The sequence below is a fragment of the Yinghuangia sp. ASG 101 genome, assembly GCF_021165735.1.
Classification (GTDB): Bacteria; Actinomycetota; Actinomycetes; order Streptomycetales; family Streptomycetaceae; genus Yinghuangia.
Genome location: NZ_CP088911.1, coordinates 8,171,588 through 8,188,581 on the forward strand (window position 1 = coordinate 8,171,588; position 16,994 = coordinate 8,188,581).

The following is a 16,994-nucleotide window of genomic DNA, read 5'->3' on the forward strand; positions in this document are numbered from 1 at the left end:
CGAGGCGTGGGGTGCTTGCGGCGGTCCGGCGAGGGCGCAGGGGCTCACGGGGATGCCCTGCGTTCCTGTACCGGTGTCGGCGCCCGTCAACCGTAGGTCGGGACGCCGCAGAAGCAACAGATATGCCCGCTTTCACCTCGCACGAGCAAGGAAAACTGGCATGGGGACGTCGATACTGCGAGCCTAGCCGACGCGGAGCACCCGCGTCGGCTTGTTCGACATGATAATCAAAGTCAATTACGCTGGACCGTGGGGAGACGCGACGCGGAGGGAGCGTGGAATGGCCGGGAAGTCCGCGACGGGGACGGGCCGCCGGGCTCGTGCGGCGCCCGGGCGCCGCGCCGTGGCGAACGCCCTCGCGGACGGCCAAACGTTTCTGTCGGCCCGCCGGTTGCACGCCCGGCTCGTCGCCGACGGCATCGACGTCGGTTTGAGTACGGTCTACCGCGCGCTGCACGAACTGACCCGCGAGGGCCGCGCCGACTTCGTCCGCGACAACACCGGCGAGCGGCTGTACCGCCACCGTCCCGCGCACGGCCACCGCCACTATCTCCTGTGCCGCGCCTGCGGGTTCAGCCGCGCCCTCGAGGCGGGCCCCGTCCCGCGCTGGGTGGACGGCATCGCCGCGCGCGCGGGCTTCTCCGAGACCACCCACAGCCTCACCATCGCCGGCATCTGTCGCTCCTGCGCCGGCCGGTGAGCGCGACGTCCCAGCGTTCGCGGGCGGCCGGGGGCGTGCGGGGCGAGGCGGGCGTTCGCCGCACGGTCGGCGGTGCCCGGGCCGACTCCCCGCGCCGACGCGGCGGCCCGCCCAGGCGTCTTCGGTCCTGCTCGGCGCGGGAGTCGGGAAGGGGATGCGGACCGGGCGCCCGCGGGTGGGTGAGGCGTGGCCTTGGCCCGAGGGGCAGGACGCGGACAGGCGACGGGCGCCCGCCGGGGAAGTGAGGCGTGGGCCTCGGGCCGGTGGGCGCCCGTCCTGGCGCGGTCAGCGGGTGAACGTCGCCTTTTGCTCCTGCAGGCGCCCGCAGTTGGAGCCGTCGACCTGGACGTGGATCTGCTGGATGTGGCCGCCCCAGTTGACGCAGTGCCCCTTGCCGGTGGCGTAGACCGGTCCCGCGTACGAGGTGAAGGAGCCGGACTCCTCGTGGTATTCGTCGGTGTCGGGGACGTAGACCCACGCGGAGACGTCGACGGCGGCACCCGGGTTCGTGCGGATGGTCGCCACGCAGTTCTTGCCGGTGGACGCGTTGTAGGTCAGGTAGACGGTGCCCAGCGAGCCGACCGGCGTCGAGTTGACGGTCTTGTAGCCGGTGCCGCAGACCTTCTCCGGCGTGGTGTTGGGCGCCGCGGAGACGGGCGCGGCCAGGGCGGCCGTGGCTCCGAACGCCAAAGCCGTCAGCGCGGCGGTGGGCAGGGCAAGGCGGGTGGCGCTGCTCATGTGTCCTCCTGTGACCCTTGCGGGGTGCGACTCGGTGCTGCGGTATGCGGAAATACGCGGAACCACGCGGCAGGCGAGCGACCTTTTGCGTGCTTCCTCCCTGTTTCATACCGGGCTTCGCGCCTCCGATCGGGGACCGTCACCCACTTGCGGCGGGTCATGCGGGCTAATCCGCCGCGACCGCCCGCGCCCGTTCGGTCGCGGGCGGCCCGGGCGCAGCGCTGACGCGTCGTCAGGCGAGCGCCGCCAGCTCCTTGTTGGCGCGCTCGGTGACCAGGGCCAGCACGCGGCCGGCGGCGGCCAGGTCCGCGGCGGGGATGTCCGCCCAGATGCGGGCGGAGAAGGGCGCGGTCTCCGCCGCGACGGCGTCGAGCAGGTCGCGGCCCGCGTCGGTGGGGACGAGGTGGGGGCCGTCGGCGACGAGCAGGCGCTCGGCGAGGAGTTCGTCGATGGTGGCGCGGATGTCGGCCGGGTCGGCCTTGAGGGAGTCCCGGACGTCGGCGGCGAGGCCTTCCGGTGTGCGGGGGGTGTCGGCGGTGGCGGCGGCGCGCAGGGTGATCTGCTGCGCGAAGGTGCGGCCGTGCCGGGCCAGGACGTGTTCGAGGACCGCACGTGCGGCGTAGTGGGCCAGTCCGAGGACGCGGGTGTTCGCGGCGGGGGCGGTGGCGGTGGCCATGGCGGTGGTCTCCTTCGGGGGCGTCGTCCGGTGGGACGAGCGGGGGTGCGGCGGGGCCGGGGAAGCGGCCCGCGAGAATAGAGTACATGGCGATTATGTCCATGGCTATTGTTTCGCGAAGGTGAGACCCATGGCCGATTCCGACCGGCGTGCGAGGCGCACGCGGAGGGAGCGGGTACGCGGAGGCGGCGATCCGTTCGTGCTTCGTGCGCCCTACCAGATCCACGATCGGTGACCAATGATGAGCGCACGGCAATCGGCCCAGCGACCCGCACGCCCGCCCCCGGCGGACGCCATGCGGGGAAGGAGTCCTCGTTGTTGCTTCTCATCTCCCCGGACAGCGTCGAAGAAGCCATCGATTGTGCGAAAGCGGCCGAGTACCTCGACATCGTCGACGTCAAGAAGCCGGACGAAGGCTCCCTCGGTGCCAACTTCCCGTGGGTGATCCGGGAGATCCGCGATGTCGTCCCGGCCGGCACGCCGGTGTCCGCCACCGTGGGGGATGTGCCGTACAAGCCCGGCACCGTCGCCCAGGCCGCGCTCGGGGCCGTGGTCTCCGGCGCCGCGTACATCAAGGTCGGCCTCTACGGATGCGCGACGCCCACGCAGGCCGTCGACGTCATGCGGGGCGTCGTCCGCGCGGTGAAGGACCACAGCCCGGACGCGCTCGTCGTCGCCTCCGGGTACGCCGACGCGCACCGGATCGGCTGCGTCAACCCGCTCGCGCTGCCCGACATCGCGGCCCGCGCGGGCGCCGACGCGGCCATGCTCGACACCGCGATCAAGGACGGCACACGGCTGCTCGACCACGTTCCCGTCGACGCGTGCGAGGAGTTCGTCCGGCGGGCGCACGACGCGGGTCTGCTCGCCGCGCTCGCCGGCAGCGTCAAGGCGGTCGACCTCGCGGTCCTGACCCGCATCGGCACCGACATCGTGGGGGTGCGTGGCGCGGTCTGCGACGGAGGCGACCGCAACGCCGGGCGGATCCGCCCGGAACTCGTGGCCGCGTTCCGGGCCGAGATGGACCGGCACGCCCGGGAGCACGCCGCGACCGCCGCCGCCGCGAGCTGACCGCCGGCATGCCGACGAGGCGAAGTGTCCGTCGCGTGCCCGGAGTTCGCGGCGGGCGCTTCGCCGTACGCGATCCCGCCACCGGCCAGGAGTTCGACACGGCCCCCGACCAGCGCGCGGACGAACTCGACGCGATCGTCGACCGTTCCCACGCCGCGTGGCGCGGCTGGCGCGCCGACCCCGCCGCGCGCACCACCGCACTGCTCGCGGCGGCCGACGCCGTGGCGGCGGCCGGGCCCGCCCTGGCCCCCCTGCTCACGCGGGAGCAGGGCAAACCGCTCGCCGAGTCGCACGCGGAGGTCGCCCGCACGGCGGCCCGTCTGCGCTATTTCGCGGAACTGAGCCCCGAGACCCGGCCGATCACCGACGGCCGGGCGGTGCGCAGCGAGGTCCGCTGGCGACCGCTCGGTCCCGTCGCGGCGATCGTGCCGTGGAACTTCCCGCTGCAACTCGCGTCCGCGAAGTTCGCCCCCGCGCTCGCCGCGGGCAACACCGTCGTCCTCAAGCCGTCCCCGTTCACCCCCCTGGCGACCAGGCGGCTGGCGGCCGTCGTCGCCGAGGTGCTGCCCGAGGGAGTCCTGACGGTCGTCACCGGTCGCGAACCCCTCGGCTCGCGCCTCGCGTCCCACCCCGGGATCCGCCACGTGAGCTTCACCGGGTCGGTCGCCACCGGGCGGGCCGTCGCGGCCGGCGCCGCGGCCTCGCTCGCCCGGGTCACCCTCGAACTGGGCGGCAACGACGCGGCGATCCTGCTGGACGACGCGGACGTCGAGCGCATCGCGGACCGGCTGTTCTGGGCGGCCTTCCGCAACTGCGGGCAGGTGTGCATGGCCGTCAAGCGGGTCTACGCGCCGGCCCGGCTCTACCCGCGCGTGGTCGAAGCGCTCGCGGAGCGTGCCGAGGACACCGTCGTCGGGGCCGGGCTCGACCCGGACGTGCGGCTCGGCCCGGTGAACAACGCCGGCCAACTGGCCCGCGTCGAGGACTACACCGCCCAGGCCCTCGCGGCCGGCGCGCGCGCCGCCGCCGGGGGCCACCGGCTGGACCGGGCGGGATACTTCTTCGCCCCGACCGTCCTCGCCGACGTCCCGCCCGACAGCCCGGTGGTGACCGAGGAGCAATTCGGGCCGGTGCTCCCGGTGTTGCCGTACGACAGCGTCGACGAGGCCGTCGCCGCGGCCAACGGCACCGGCTTCGGGCTCGGCGGCTCGGTGTGGGGGACCGACCAGGACCGCGCGGCGGCCGTCGCCGACCGGCTCGAATGCGGCACGGTGTGGATCAACCACCACGCCGAACTGTCCCTCGCCCAGCCGTTCGCGGGCGTCAAGGAGAGCGGCGTGGGCGTCGCGGGCGGGCCGTGGGGGCTGTACGGGAATCTCAGGCCGTTCGTCGTGCACCGCCTTGGGGAGGCACGATCGTGAAGTTCGGTGCGGCGGTGCTGCGTTCGTACGCCAGCCCGTTCACGGTCGAGGACGTCGTCCTGGAGTCGGGGCCGGCCGACGGCGAGGTTCTGGTCGCCATCGCGGGCTGCGGGATGTGCCGCACCGACCTCGCGGTGCGTCGCTCGGCGGGCCGCTCACCGCTCCCGGCGGTGCTCGGGCACGAAGGCTCGGGCGTCGTGGTGGAGACGGGCGGCCCCGACACCGGCCTGCGCCCCGGCGACAGCGTCGTGCTGAGCTTCGACTCGTGCGGGCACTGCCGCAACTGCCTCGGCGCGGCCCCCGCCTACTGCGAATCCTTCGCCGCCCTCAACCTGTTCGGCGGACGGACGGACAACGCGGCGCTGTTCACCGACGCGGCCGGGCACGCCCTCGCGCCGCGCTGGTTCGGGCAGTCCTCGTTCGCCCAGTACGCGGTCGTCGCCGCCCGCAACGCCGTGCGCGTCGATCCCGCGCTGCCCGTCGAACTCCTCGGCCCGCTCGGCTGCGGCTTCCTCACCGGTGCCGGAGCGGTCCTGAACACCTTCCGCGCCGGCCCCGGCGACACCGTCGTGGTCCTCGGCGCGGGAGCGGTCGGGCTGACCGCGGTCATGGCGGCGTCCGCGTCCGGGGCGACCGTGGTCGCGGTCGACCGGCACCCCGGACGGCTCGTACTCGCCGAGGAGTTCGGGGCGCTGCCGGTGCCCGCCGACACGGTCGGCCTCGCGGACCGCGTCCGGCGCCTGACCGACGGCGGCGCTCAATACGCGCTCGACACCACCGCCGCGCCCCGGCTGATCAACGAGGCGCTGCACGCCCTGCGCCCCACCGGCCGACTCGGCCTCGTGGCACGGCTGCACACCCCGCTGACGCTCGATGTCGGCACCCTCGACCGGGGCCGCGGCATCGTCCACCTGTGCGAAGGAGACGCGATCCCCGGCCTGTTGATCCCGCGCCTGGCCGCGCTGTGGCAGGCCGGGCGCTTCCCCTTCGACCGGCTCATCCGCACATACCCGCTGGCCGACATCAACGAGGCCGAACACGACTGCGAGACAGGACGCGTGGTCAAGCCCGTCCTCATCCCCGAGACCCGCGGGTGACGCGCGGGCCGACGCCGCCGCGCCACCCGCGGACCGCGGCCTACGGCTTGCCCGCGAACACCCAGCGGTTGCCCTCCAGCGCGTCGTTCGGCTCCGGGAGCGGCCCGCGCCCGTGCTCGCGCGTGAACTCGAACGGCGTGCGCACCGAGGTGTCCCAGCCCTTGCGCGCCAGATGGCCCGCGGAATCGGGACGCGGCTCCTTGTCGAACAAGTGGAGCAGGTCGATGCCGATCATCGTCCGCGTCGCGGCGTACAGCGGGCTCTCGCGATACTCCAGCAGGTCCTTCTCCAACTTGACCTCGTACGCCAACGCGCTTCCCCCCGGCGTCAGTTGGTCGACCGTGTCGATGAGGTACGTCTCGGCGGCGTTGGGCAGGTAGAACAGCAGGCCCTCCGCCAGCCACACGCTCGGCGCGGTGCGGTCGAAACCGGAGTCGAGCAGCGCCCGGACCCAGTCCTCGCGCAGATCGACCGGGACCGGCACGCGCGTCGCCTTGGGCGTGGCCGACAACCCGCCGAGCACGCCGTGCTTGAACGCCAGCACGCTGTCGCGGTCGATCTCGAACACCACGCTGCCGTCGGGCCAGTCGAGCCGGTACGCCCGCGCGTCCAACCCCGCGCCGAGGAGGACGACCTGCCGGGCGCCCGCGCCCATCGACGTGAGGAGGAAGTCGTCGAGAACCCGCGTGCGCAGACCGAAGTAGCGGGCGAACCGGCCCCACAGCGGGCACGCCTCCCCGTCGGGAACCTGCTCCGGGCGGACCGGCCAGCCCGCGGACGCCGGTGCGGCGCGGACGAAATGCTCCGCGTAGACGTCACGCGCCAAGCTGTCGTGCCGATGTGTCTCGAGCGCCCGCGCCGCCGCCACCAGCAGCGCGGTGACACCGACACCCCCCGCCACCCCGTCCCCACCGCTGCCCCGCCGCGCCGTGCCGACCATGTGTCCTCCGTACGTTCTCGGGCCACCCACTATTCGGTCGCCGCCGCGCCGGGGGAGGCGAAAGCCCGGGAGGACCACTCGATCAGGTGACGTGTCGTACGGACGCGGGACCCGCGCGGCACCCTCTCGGACACCGCCAATAACCAGACCTAGACTCTCGTTTCTGTCTCGCCTAGCATCGTGCCGTCGCCGCGGACGCCGGGCACCCGCCGGCACCGCCGGCTCACGATCCCCGGCCCGCGACGGGTGTTCCTCCGCTCCTTCCCCCGTCGGCCCACGACCAGGAGAGCTTCGCACTCATGGGCACTGGCTCCGTAGACGACACCGCCCACCGGAACCAACGCGGCGTCCGCGCCCGACCGTTCGCCGTCCGGGGCGCCGGCGGGAAAGGAGCGGGGATGACGTCGTGGGACTCCTCCGAGGACGCGGTGACCGCCGCGTCCTTCTACCGGATCGCGGAGAAGGCGCCCGACCGCGAGGCGGTCGTCGACACCGACGGGACGGTGCTGACGTACGGTCGGCTCGCCGCGCGGGTCAACCAAATCTCGCGCGGGCTCCGGGCGTTGGGGCTCGGCGGCGGCGACCGGGTGGCGGTCGTGCTGCCGAACGGGCGCGCGTTCCTGGAGGTGGTGCTGGCGGTCGCGCAGGTCGGCATGTACGCGGTGCCGATCAACGGGCGTTCGACGGCGGCCGAGATCGGCTACGTGCTGCGGGACAGCGGCGCCCGGGTGGTGGTGGCATCGGCGGACGCGGCAACGAAGTGCACCGAAGACGACGTGCCAGCCGCCCGGTTCGTCGCGGGCGGGCCCGTGCCGGGGTGGCGGCCGTACGACGAACTCGGCCGCGACGAGCCGCAAAGCCCGCCGGACGACCGGGGTTTCGGCTACGTCATGGGCTACACGTCGGGAACGACCGGGCGTCCCAAGGGAGTCACCGTCAGCACCGTCGGCGCCGACCCCGAGTTCGTGATCCCGTTCCTGCTGGAGCGCACGGTGCGGCCGTACGACCCGGAGGCGACCGGGACACACCTGGTCTGCGCGCCGCTCTACCACGCCGCGCCCGTCGCGCACATGTTCGGCTTCGTCAACGCGGGCCACCGGGTGGTGATCCACGAGAAGTTCGATCCGGAACGCGTGCTGCGGGACATCGAGCGCTTCCGCGTCACCTCGGTGCACATGGTCCCCACCCACTTCCACCGCCTGCTGGCGCTGCCCGACGACGCGAGGTCGCGGTACGACCTGACGACTCTGCGGGCCGTGATCCACGCGGGGGCACCGTGCCCCGTGGCCGTCAAACGCCGCATGATCGACTGGCTCGGCCCGGTGGTGTGGGAGTACCTGGCCGGGACCGAGGGCTACGTGGCACGTGTCAGCGCGCACGAGTGGCTGGAGCGTCCCGGCACCGTGGGGCGCCCCGCGGACGGGGTGACGGTCAGGATCATCGGCGACGACGGCGTCGAGGTGCCCGCGGGGGAGCCCGGGACGATCTACTTCGGCACCCCGGGCCAGGCTGGATTCACGTACCACAACGACCCCGAGAAGACCGCCGCGAGCCACCGCGACGGCCTCGGCACGGCGGGCGACGTGGGACTTCTCGACGAGGACGGCTACCTGTTCCTCCTCGACCGGCGCGTCGACCTGATCATCTCCGGCGGCGCCAACGTCTATCCGGCCGAGGTCGAGGGCCGGCTGCTGGAGCACCCCGAGGTGGCCGACGCCGCGGTCATCGGGGTGCCCCACCCGGACTGGGGCAGGGCGGTGGTCGCGGTGGTGCGTCCCGCGGAGGGCGTGGTGGCCGACGCGGACCTGGCCCGCCGGCTCACCGAGCACTGCCGGGCCGGGCTGGCTCCGTACAAGTGTCCCCGACACGTCGAGTTCCGCGACGACTTCCCGCGCACCGAGGCCGGCAAGCTCCGCCGGCGCGTGCTGCGGGACGCGTACCGGCACCTTGAGGTGACATGACCCCGACCCCCGGCACCGCAGGCATGGCACAGCCCGCCCGAGCACGACACCGGACGACGGAAAGGGACGGCGACATGCCCGGCAACGAAGTGCGACCGGTGGTCGCGGTGCGGCGGAACCGCCGATGAGCGTCCGCCTGATACCCGAACTCACGGACGAGCAAAGGATGTTCGCCGATGCCGTGGTACGGGTCATGGAGTCCGGCTGCCCGCTGTCCGCGGTGCGGGAACACGCCGAGCGCGGCGAGCCCGGCGACCCCGCGCTGCGCCGCAAACTGGCCGACCTCGGCTGCTTCGGGCTGCTCGTGGCCGAGGAGCGCGGCGGCGGGAGCCTGTCGGGGAACGGGGTCGCGGACGCCGCGATCGTCGCCGCCGAGCGCGGCGCGCGGCTGCAGCCCGGGCCGTTCGTGGGCACGGCCGTCGCGGCGTACACCCTCGGCGAGGCCGGCACCGAACGCGCCCACCACATGGCCCTGGACGCACTGGTCGCGGGAGCCTCGGCGGCGACCTGGGCCGCCGACGGCGTCCTCGGCTCGGCCCGGCCGGGCCTGACGGTGCACGAGACGGCGGACGGCTTCGTGCTGTCGGGCACCGTGCGGGCCGTCCAGGACGCCGACGAATGTGACACCCTCCTGGTCACCACCCGCACGGGCGACACCGTGCGGCACTTCCTCCTCGACCGCACCGCCGACGGGCTGCCGGGCCTGTCCGCGACACGCACCGAAAGCCTCGACGTCACCCGGCGGTTCCACGACCTGCGCTTCGACGCCGTCCGCGTGCCCGCCGCGGCCCGGCTCGGCTCCCCGGCCGGCCGCGGCGCGACAGCCGGCCTCCTCGACCGGCAGATCGCCCTCGCCGCCGTCCTGAGCGCGGCCGAGTCGGTCGGAGCCATGGACGCGGACTTCGCGCTCGCCGTCGACTACGCCAAGACCCGGATCGCGTTCGGGCGCCCGATCGGCTCGTTCCAGGGACTCAAGCACACCCTGGCGAACACCGGCCTGATGCTGGAGATGTGCAAGGGCCTGGTCGCCGGCGCCGCCGGGGCGCTCGGCTCCGGGGCCCCGGACGGCGCGGCGATGGCCCAGATGGCCCGCGCGTTCGTCAGCGAACGCGCGGTCGAACTGGCGCACAACTGCTTCCAGGTGTTCGGCGGGATCGGCTACACCTGGGAGCACGACCAGCACCTGTTCCTGCGCCGCCTCGCCGCCGAGGCCCACCAGTTCGGCGCGCCGGCCTGGTTCCGGGCACGCCTGTGGGGCCAGGCGGTGTCCGGCGGGCACACCACGGAGAGGACCGCCGATGTCTGAGACACCGGAGCGCGTCGCCATCCAGGAGTACCGCGCCCGGGCGCGCGATTGGCTCGCCGCGAACCTGGAACCGAGGACCGGGCCGGCCGAGTCCTATGCCCATGCCGCGGACAAGTCCGAGGCCTACATCACGGAGCAACGGCGTTTGCAGCGCCGGGTGTTCGAGGCCGGCTACGCGGGGATCACCTGGCCCGTCGAGTACGGCGGCCAAGGCCTGCCGAGGGCGTGCCAGCGCGCGTTCGACGCGGAGGCGCGCCGCTACCGGATGCCCGACTTCGGCATCGTGGGCGGCACGTCGTACGGGGTCTGCGCGATGACCATGCTGGCGCACGGCTCGCCGGAGTTCCTGCGCCGACACATCCCGCGCATGCTCGCCGGCGACGAACTGTTCGTCCAGTTCTTCTCCGACCCCGAGGCCGGCTCCGACCTCGCCGGGGTGCGCACCCAGGCCGTGCGGCGCGGCGACACCTGGGTCCTGAACGGGTCCAAGATCTGGAGCAGCGGCGCCTACTACGCGGACTGGGGCATGTGCCTGGCCCGCACCGACTGGGACGTGCCGAAGCACCAGGGGCTGACCTGGTTCGCCGTCCCGATCCGTGCCAAGGGTGTCACCGTGCGGCGGATCCGCCAGATCAACGGCAACGCCGAGTTCTGCCAGGAGTTCTTCGACGACGTCGAACTCGGCGACGAGCACGTCATCGGTGCCGTGAACGACGGCTGGACGGTCACCCGGACCATGCTCCTGCACGAGCGCGGCGGCGGCTCGGACCCCGTCCCGAAAACCGCGCGGGATGTACGGCGGCCGGCACCCGACCTGGTCGCGTTGGCCGCGTCCCGCGACCGGCTGGACGACCCGCTCGCGCAGCAACTCGTGATGCGCGCCCACATCGACGACGTCGCCCGCGCGATGCTGGGTCGGCGGCTCGGCGCGCTGATCCGCGCCGACCCGGCCCGTGCGGGCGGGGTCGCCTCGTACGGCAAGCTCGCCGCCGGGACGTACGACCCGATCCGGGCCAATCTCGCGCTGGAGATCGCCGAGGACGCGGCCGTCACGTGGCCGGACGCGGGCGCCCCGGGCGCCGACGCCGCGACCGGCCTGCTCAACAGCCGCTTCATGGCGATCGCGGGCGGCACCGTCGAGATGCAGCGCAACAGCATCGGCGAACGCGTACTCGGCCTCCCCCGCGAACCGTCCTTCGACACAGGCAAACCCTTCCGAGAGGTAATCCGAGACGCACACAACTGGTCACCCCACGCCGACTGACCCACCCCCCAACCCCACCCACCCCACCCCCAGCCCCCACCCCACCGACCACCAACCCCCACCCCGCACACCCCCGAAACACCACAGATCGCCAACACCCCGAAACCGCCCCCCGAACCGACTTCCGCCGTGCCCCGCGGCATCAAGGCCACGGGGGTACCAAACGTGGGCCGGTTGTGTTGTTGGGTTGTGTGGGCGGGGGCGGTTTTGGGTGGTGTGGGGGTGTCGGGGGTGGGCGTGTGGCAGCGTTGAGGGGGTCAGGGGAGGAGGGGGGACAGGTGGGTGCGGTCGGGGGTGGTGAGGGGGCGTAGGGGGTGGTTTTTCGCGGGGCGCCAGAAGATGGAATCCGTTTGCCATGCCTCGCGGCGCAGGCGCATCTTGTCGATCTTCATGCTGGCGAGTTTGGGGAGTTCGTCGGTGACCCGGACGAAGGCGGGGATCCACTTGGGGCCCAAGTCCGGTTGTGCGGACAGGAAGCGGTCGAAGTCGGTGGGGTCGAAGCGGGCTCCGGTGCGGAGTTCGATCGCGGCCATCACGCGGTCTCCGACCGGGTCGTCGGGGACGGCGTACACCGCGACGGAGCGGACGTCGGGGTGCCGGGCCAGGATGTTCTCCACGGGGGCCGCCGCGAAGTTCTCGCCGTCCACGCGGAGCCAGTCGTTGGTGCGGCCGGCGAAGTAGAGCCAGCCGTCGGCGTCCCGGTAGGCGAGGTCGCCGGACCAGTAACGGCCGTCGTGGAAGCGGGCTTTCGTCGCCTCCTCGTTGTTGTGGTAGCCCTCGAAGCCCGAGTCCGCCGAGGTCTCGACGATCTCCCCGACGGCCTCGTCGAGGTTGGTGGGGCGGCGGTCCGGGCCGAAGACCGCGGGCGGGCACTCCCGACCGGTCTCCGGGTCGAGCACCTTGACCGTCGGCGCGGCGGTGCCGAGCGCGCCCTCGGGCATCGACGGATCCCGCCGGATGATGATGATCCCCTCGGTGGACCCGTAGCTGTCGCGAACGTTGCTGTCGAAGCGCCGCGCGAACTCGCGCATGTCCCGCGTGGAGGCCTCGTTGCCGATGGCCAGGCGCAGTGGGTTGGCGGCGTCGTCGGCGCCCTCGGGCGTGGCGAGGATGTAGTTGAGCACCTTGCCGGTGTACGTCAGCATCGTCGCGCCGAAGCGGCGGATGTCCGGCAGCGTGTTCGACGCGGAGAACTTCGGCCGGGTCGCGAGGGGGATACCCGTGTTCAGCGCCGACGCCCAGCCGGTGAACAGCGAACTGGAGTGGAAGAAGGGCAGCGGCGCGTAGACGACGTCTCCCGTGCCGAGTTCGGCCACCTTGGCGACGTGGGCTCCCGTGCGGGCGAAACGGCCCTGGGTGCAGCGCACCGCCTTGGGGAGTCCGGTCGAGCCGGACGTGAAGATCAGCAGGAAGAGGTCGTCGTCCCGCACAGCGTGGTCGGGCGCGCGTTCCGACAGGCCCTCCAGCCGTGCCGCGTACGCCGGTTCGTCGACGACCAGCACCCGGTCCGGGGCGACACCGGTCGCGACGCCGTCGAGGAGCGGGCGGAAGGAGGACGAGGTGACCAGTAGGCGGCAGTCGGTGTGCCGGATCAACTGGCCGAGCTGGTCGCCGCGGTAGGTCGCGTTGATGCCCACGATCACGGATCCGGACAGGGCCGCCGCACCCAGCCAGAACATGTAGTCCGCCACGTTGTCGAGCAACACGCCGATGTGCGGCGGCTGTTCGCCGCCGATGACGTCCGCGCTCAGGGCGGCCCGGCGGCTCGCCTCGGCGAACATCCGGCGATACGACCACCGTTCGTCGCCGATGAGCAGCGCGTCGCCGTCGTCCTCGGCCCGCTCCCGCAGCAGTTCCGCCACTGAGGTCATCGGCGGCCTCCCCGCCGGCCGGCCGCGCCGCCGAGTGTCCCGTGCGGTGTACGGACGTCGGCGCCGCGGGTCAAGGCTGCGTGCCAGGTCGCCAACGAGGGCCCCCTTTCGGCAGGTACGTTGATGTCGAAGTCGAGTTTGATGGTGTGGCGGTGATCGCGTCGTGTCAAGTCCGAACGGGCGGCCCGTCCGAGTCCGCAGTTCCGCGTACGGGGGTGCGCTCGCCCCGGTCCGGCGCGCCCACTCGCCCCGAGGCCGGCCGCCTCACCACACGCTCGCGATGGCCTCGACCATCGTGCCCGGGTCGGTCGGCTCCACGATGAGCGTGCTGATCGGCCCCTCGCGCCAGAGAGCGAGCCGGTCGGCGATCCGGGGGAGCGGGCCCACCAGCGCGCGTAGCCTGTAGTAATATCGACGTCAATATTGATAATGAGGAAGCAGGCGAACGAGAAGGGCGGAGCCGTGAAACTCACCGTGGGTCAGAAACTCGTCAGCGCCGTCGACGCCACGACCGTCGTCGTCATCCGCTGCCCCGACGAGGACGCGCGCGTCACCTGCGGCGGGCGGGAGATGTCACCCGAACCCGCCGCGCACGACCCCGGCGCACCGGCCGCCGGGACGGGCCCGGCACACTGATCGGCCAGCGCTACGAGGGCGCGGGCGTCGAGTTGGTCGGCCGCGTCCGTCACAGCGCACCGCTGGGCGACGATGCCGGGCCGTGCCGCCGCGAGTTCGGTGGGCGACGCCGTCGGGCACGACGCCTCACGAGTCCGCACGGGGGCCCGCGCAGCCGCGTGTTCGACACCGGCCCCCTCGCCGGCGCCGGTCGGCCTCACGCGCCCCCGGCGCCGGGCTCCCGCAGCCGCGCGGCGACGTCCGACTCCTGCGCCGGCGCCTCCATCACCAGGCCCGACCGGACGATCTTGCCCGACGCGGTCCGGGGCAACGGCCCGTCCCAGCACACCAGTTGCTCGGGCAGCTTGCGCCGGGCGGTGCCCAGGGCCGTGAGGTGGGCCACGACGGTGTCGAGAGTGACGGTGACACCGTCGGCGGCTCGGACGGCGACGGCCAGGCGCTCCCCGGTCACGGGATCCGGTACGGCGAACGAGGCGAGCTCCAGGACGCCGGGCAGGTCCGCGAGGGTCGCGTCGATTTCCGTGAGCGAGATCTTGAGGCCGTTGCGGTTCACGACCTCCTTGAGCCGGCCGACGACGGTCAGCCTGCCGCCGTGCAGTTCGACCTGGTCGCCGCTGCGGAACCAGCCGTCCTCGAAGGCCGCCGCGTCGTCCTCGGGGTCGAGATAGCCCAGGAAGACGCCCGGTCCGCGCAGCAGGCCCTCGCGCGGGTGGCCGCTCGACCCGACGCGCACCTCGCTGCCGGGCATGAGCGCCCCGTCGTCGGACAGCCTCGTCTCGCGGGCGTCGCCGGGCAGGCTGCCGGTGAAGTTGGGGGCCTCGCTGGAGCCGTAGACCCGGGCGACCTCGATCCCGAACGTGCCGTCGGCGAGGTCGAGCAGCGGTCGCGGCAGCATCGCGCCGCCCAGCGCGAGGGTGCGCAGGCCGACGGGTGACGGCCCGGGCGCCGGTCCCGTCGCGGCTCGCGATGAGCCCGCTCCGGACGGCGTCGCGCCCGCCGCGTCGTCCGCCGAAGCGTCCGATGACGTGGTGTCCGGCCGCGTCGGGCGTGCCCCGGACTCGGTCGGTGCCGCCCCGGCCGCGTCCTCCGCCGACGCCGTGTCCGCCGATGTCGCCCACGGCCGTGTCGTTCCCGCCGCGGCTTCGGTCGGCGTCGCGTCCGACGGCGCCGCATTCGCCGACATCGAGTCCGCCGACATCGCGCCCGATGCCCCCGACCACTTCCGCACCCGACAACCCTGCACCCGACAACCCCGCACCCGCCATCGCCGCCCGCAACAGCCGCTCGGCGATGACCGGAGCCCCGCCCAGCAGCGTCGCCCCGGCGGCGTTCATGCGCCGCAGCGTCCGCTCCGGCGCGAAGTGGTCCTCGAGGACGAGCACCGCGTCGTGGTCGGCGGCCAGGTGGACCTGCATCAGGCCGGTGATGCTCGTGAGCGGGCTGACGAGGAAGCAGACGGTGTCCTGGTCGGCGGAGGTGATGCGGGCCATGTTGTCGGCGCCCGCGGTGAGCGTGTTGATCGAGTGCACGACCCCTTTCGGACGGCCCGTGGTGCCCGAGCTGAACAGCACCACCGCGGCGCGGTCGCGGTCTGGCTCGGCCCAGGCCGCCGACACGGGGTCCGCACGACGGTCGAACGACTCCAGCGCGAGCGTTTCGACGCCGTCCGGCGGGTCCGCGAACCGGCCGGCCTCGGCGGCGGGCAGGATCAGCGCGCCCGGCCCGGGAGCGTGTCGAGCGCGGCGCGCAGGTCCGCGGGGCCGCACCGGCGGTCGAGCGCGGTGATCAGCGCGCCGAGACGCAGCAGCCCGTGGTACGCGATCACGCCGTGCCGGGTGTTGCCGCTCACCAGCACCACGCTGTCGCCCGCCCGCACCCCGTGCGCGGACAATGCGGCCACCGCGGCGCCGACGGTGGCGGCCAACTCGGCGCGGCTGAGCGAGACTTCGTCGTCGATGAGGGCCGGTGCGCCCGGTCGGCGGGCGGCGGCGGCCTCGATGCCGTCCGCGAGCAGGCGGGCGTCCCACCAACCGAGGGCCCGGTAGCGGGCGGCGCGTTCGGCGGAGGGGGCGGGGAGTGCGCGTGCGGAGGTCATCGGATCAGGCTCCCCCGGTCAGGCTCGCGGCAGGCCGAGGAGCTGCCGCCCGACGACGCCGCGCAGGATCTCCGAGGCACCCCCGGAGATGGTGAGGGCGCGCGACCACAGGAACGCTTCGTACCACCGCCGCACGACCTCCTCGGCCGATTCCTCGACATGCGCGGCGGCGGCCAGGATCTCCAAGGCGCGCTCGCACAGTTCGACGTTCAGTTCCGTGGAGACGAGCTTGGCCACCGGGCCGTCGGACGGATGCTCCTCGCCGCGCACGACGCGCCGCACCGTGTCCCGCACGGTCAGCCTCGCCGCCTCGACCCGGGCCAGCATCCGCGCCAGGACGGCCTGGACGTCCTGCCCGTCGACCGCCCGCGTACCGTCCGGCAGGCGGGCGGCACGGGCCAGCGCCACCAAGTCGTCGCACATCATCTCCAGTTGCACCGCGTTGGCGCCCACGAACGCGCGCTCCGAGGCGAGTCCGGACGAGATCACCGCCCAGCCGCCGCCGACGTCGCCGAGCACGGTGTCGGGGGACAGCCGTACGCCGTCGAGGAACACCTCGCAGAACTCCGACGCGCCGGTCATCTCCCGGATGGGCCGCACGGTGATCCCCGGGGTGTCCATCGGCACCATGAACGCGGTCAGCCCGGCGTGCCGGTCGACCGTCGGGTCGGTGCGTGCCAGCAGCAGGCCCATGTCGGCCCACTGCCCGTCCGTGCACCAGATCTTCTGCCCCCGGGCGGTGAACGCCGTGCCGTCCCAGTCCGCCCGGGTGCGCAGCGACGCCAGGTCGCTGCCCGCGTCCGGTTCGCTGAACAGCTGGCACCACACGTGCGCGCCGGAGCGGATGCGCGGCAGGTACGCACGCTTCTGCGCGGCCGACCCGAACTCCAGGATCGCGTGGGCGGCCAGCCTCACCTGGTCCAGCGGACGGTACGCCCGGGCCCGGAACAGCTCCTCCAGCAGGATCAGGTCCCGGGTCGGCCGGTGTCCCGCGCTGCCACCCCACTCCGGCGGCCAGCCGGGCCCAGGTAGCCGGCCTCGTACAGGGCGCCCAGCCAGCGCCGGATGTCCCGCTCCTCGTCACGACCGCGCGGGCGTCCGGGTCCGCGTCCAGTGCGGGCCACACGCGGGACAGCGCGGCGTGCAGCTCCTCGTTGGTGGCGTTGAGGGTGTCCGGGCAGTTCAGCGTCACGACGCGCACCGCGCCGCGTGTCTCGA

At 73.4% G+C, this 16,994-nt stretch carries 16 protein-coding genes and 1 pseudogene; 8 read left to right on the forward strand and 9 right to left on the reverse strand.

The features are described from left to right. Window positions 1-280 precede the first annotated feature (280 nt). On the forward strand, window positions 281-700 hold the full coding sequence (locus tag LO772_RS35015) for a Fur family transcriptional regulator (protein ID WP_231776068.1): 420 nt from the start codon (window positions 281-283) through the stop codon (window positions 698-700). A gap of 285 nt (window positions 701-985) precedes the next feature. Here LO772_RS35015 and LO772_RS35020 read toward each other — a convergent pair whose 3' ends face one another. Beyond that, entirely contained in the window at window positions 986-1,438 is a 453-nt protein-coding gene (locus tag LO772_RS35020) for a spore-associated protein (protein ID WP_231776069.1), read from the reverse strand. A gap of 232 nt (window positions 1,439-1,670) precedes the next feature. Beyond that, a complete protein-coding gene (locus LO772_RS35025; RefSeq protein WP_231776070.1) occupies window positions 1,671-2,114 on the reverse strand; it encodes a MarR family transcriptional regulator in 444 nt (147 codons plus the stop codon). Window positions 2,115-2,429: 315 nt separating this feature from the next. Between LO772_RS35025 and LO772_RS35030 the strand changes: the two genes are divergently transcribed. Genes LO772_RS35030 through LO772_RS35040 form a run of 3 tightly spaced genes read left to right on the forward strand, consistent with a single transcriptional unit; the run spans window position 2,430 to window position 5,703 of the window. Next, window positions 2,430-3,185, forward strand: coding sequence for a (5-formylfuran-3-yl)methyl phosphate synthase (locus LO772_RS35030; RefSeq protein WP_231776071.1), 756 nt, complete (start codon window positions 2,430-2,432; stop codon window positions 3,183-3,185). A gap of 8 nt (window positions 3,186-3,193) precedes the next feature. Then, window positions 3,194-4,606, forward strand: coding sequence for an aldehyde dehydrogenase family protein (locus LO772_RS35035; protein ID WP_231776072.1), 1,413 nt, complete (start codon window positions 3,194-3,196; stop codon window positions 4,604-4,606). Continuing rightward, window positions 4,603-5,703: an NAD(P)-dependent alcohol dehydrogenase gene (locus LO772_RS35040; protein WP_231776073.1), complete on the forward strand. Its 1,101-nt coding sequence runs from the start codon at window positions 4,603-4,605 to the stop codon at window positions 5,701-5,703. Before LO772_RS35035 ends, LO772_RS35040 begins: the two co-directional genes overlap by 4 nt. Window positions 5,704-5,743: 40 nt before the next feature. Here LO772_RS35040 and LO772_RS35045 read toward each other — a convergent pair whose 3' ends face one another. Then, window positions 5,744-6,643: an SAM-dependent methyltransferase gene (locus LO772_RS35045; RefSeq protein ID WP_231776074.1), complete on the reverse strand. Its 900-nt coding sequence runs from the start codon at window positions 6,641-6,643 to the stop codon at window positions 5,744-5,746. Window positions 6,644-7,041: 398 nt separating this feature from the next. On the opposite strand from LO772_RS35045, the gene LO772_RS35050 reads away from it, so the two are divergent. From LO772_RS35050 to LO772_RS35060, 3 genes are all read left to right on the forward strand, one after another. Next, window positions 7,042-8,604 carry an AMP-binding protein gene (locus tag LO772_RS35050; protein WP_231776075.1) on the forward strand — a complete coding sequence of 521 codons (1,563 nt, stop codon included), beginning with the start codon at window positions 7,042-7,044 and terminating at the stop codon, window positions 8,602-8,604. Window positions 8,605-8,728: 124 nt separating this feature from the next. Beyond that, entirely contained in the window at window positions 8,729-9,910 is a 1,182-nt protein-coding gene (locus LO772_RS35055) for an acyl-CoA dehydrogenase family protein (protein WP_231776076.1), read from the forward strand. Then, the gene (locus tag LO772_RS35060) at window positions 9,903-11,174 is read left to right on the forward strand and encodes an acyl-CoA dehydrogenase family protein (protein ID WP_231776077.1); all 1,272 of its coding nucleotides are present in this window, start codon (window positions 9,903-9,905) and stop codon (window positions 11,172-11,174) included. The genes LO772_RS35055 and LO772_RS35060 overlap by 8 nt, the downstream gene beginning before the upstream one ends. 257 nt (window positions 11,175-11,431) lie before the next feature. Here LO772_RS35060 and LO772_RS35065 read toward each other — a convergent pair whose 3' ends face one another. Together LO772_RS35065 and LO772_RS36025 are read right to left on the reverse strand one after the other, a co-directional pair. Continuing rightward, the gene (locus tag LO772_RS35065) at window positions 11,432-13,045 is read right to left on the reverse strand and encodes an AMP-binding protein (RefSeq protein WP_269453141.1); all 1,614 of its coding nucleotides are present in this window, start codon (window positions 13,043-13,045) and stop codon (window positions 11,432-11,434) included. 264 nt (window positions 13,046-13,309) lie between these two features. Beyond that, a complete protein-coding gene (locus tag LO772_RS36025) occupies window positions 13,310-13,432 on the reverse strand; it encodes a hypothetical protein (protein ID WP_269453142.1) in 123 nt (40 codons plus the stop codon). A gap of 42 nt (window positions 13,433-13,474) precedes the next feature. Here LO772_RS36025 and LO772_RS35070 point away from each other — a divergent pair, with 42 nt between their 5' ends. Then, window positions 13,475-13,681, forward strand: coding sequence for a hypothetical protein (locus tag LO772_RS35070; RefSeq protein WP_231776078.1), 207 nt, complete (start codon window positions 13,475-13,477; stop codon window positions 13,679-13,681). A 196-nt stretch (window positions 13,682-13,877) separates the two neighbouring features. Here LO772_RS35070 and LO772_RS35075 read toward each other — a convergent pair whose 3' ends face one another. The 4 genes and pseudogenes from LO772_RS35075 to LO772_RS35085 form a co-directional block, all read right to left on the reverse strand. Next, window positions 13,878-14,909 carry a class I adenylate-forming enzyme family protein gene (locus tag LO772_RS35075; protein WP_231776079.1) on the reverse strand — a complete coding sequence of 344 codons (1,032 nt, stop codon included), beginning with the start codon at window positions 14,907-14,909 and terminating at the stop codon, window positions 13,878-13,880. Window positions 14,910-14,952: 43 nt separating this feature from the next. Then, window positions 14,953-15,447: pseudogene (locus LO772_RS36475) on the reverse strand (AMP-binding protein); the annotation flags it as partial. Further along, the gene (locus LO772_RS35080; RefSeq protein ID WP_231776080.1) at window positions 15,390-15,776 is read right to left on the reverse strand and encodes an AMP-binding protein; all 387 of its coding nucleotides are present in this window, start codon (window positions 15,774-15,776) and stop codon (window positions 15,390-15,392) included. The pseudogene LO772_RS36475 and the gene LO772_RS35080, both read right to left, overlap by 58 nt. Before the next feature lie 18 nt (window positions 15,777-15,794). After that, complete coding sequence (locus tag LO772_RS35085; protein WP_269453257.1) at window positions 15,795-16,835, reverse strand: acyl-CoA dehydrogenase family protein; 1,041 nt, start codon at window positions 16,833-16,835, stop codon at window positions 15,795-15,797. Window positions 16,836-16,994 lie beyond the last annotated feature (159 nt).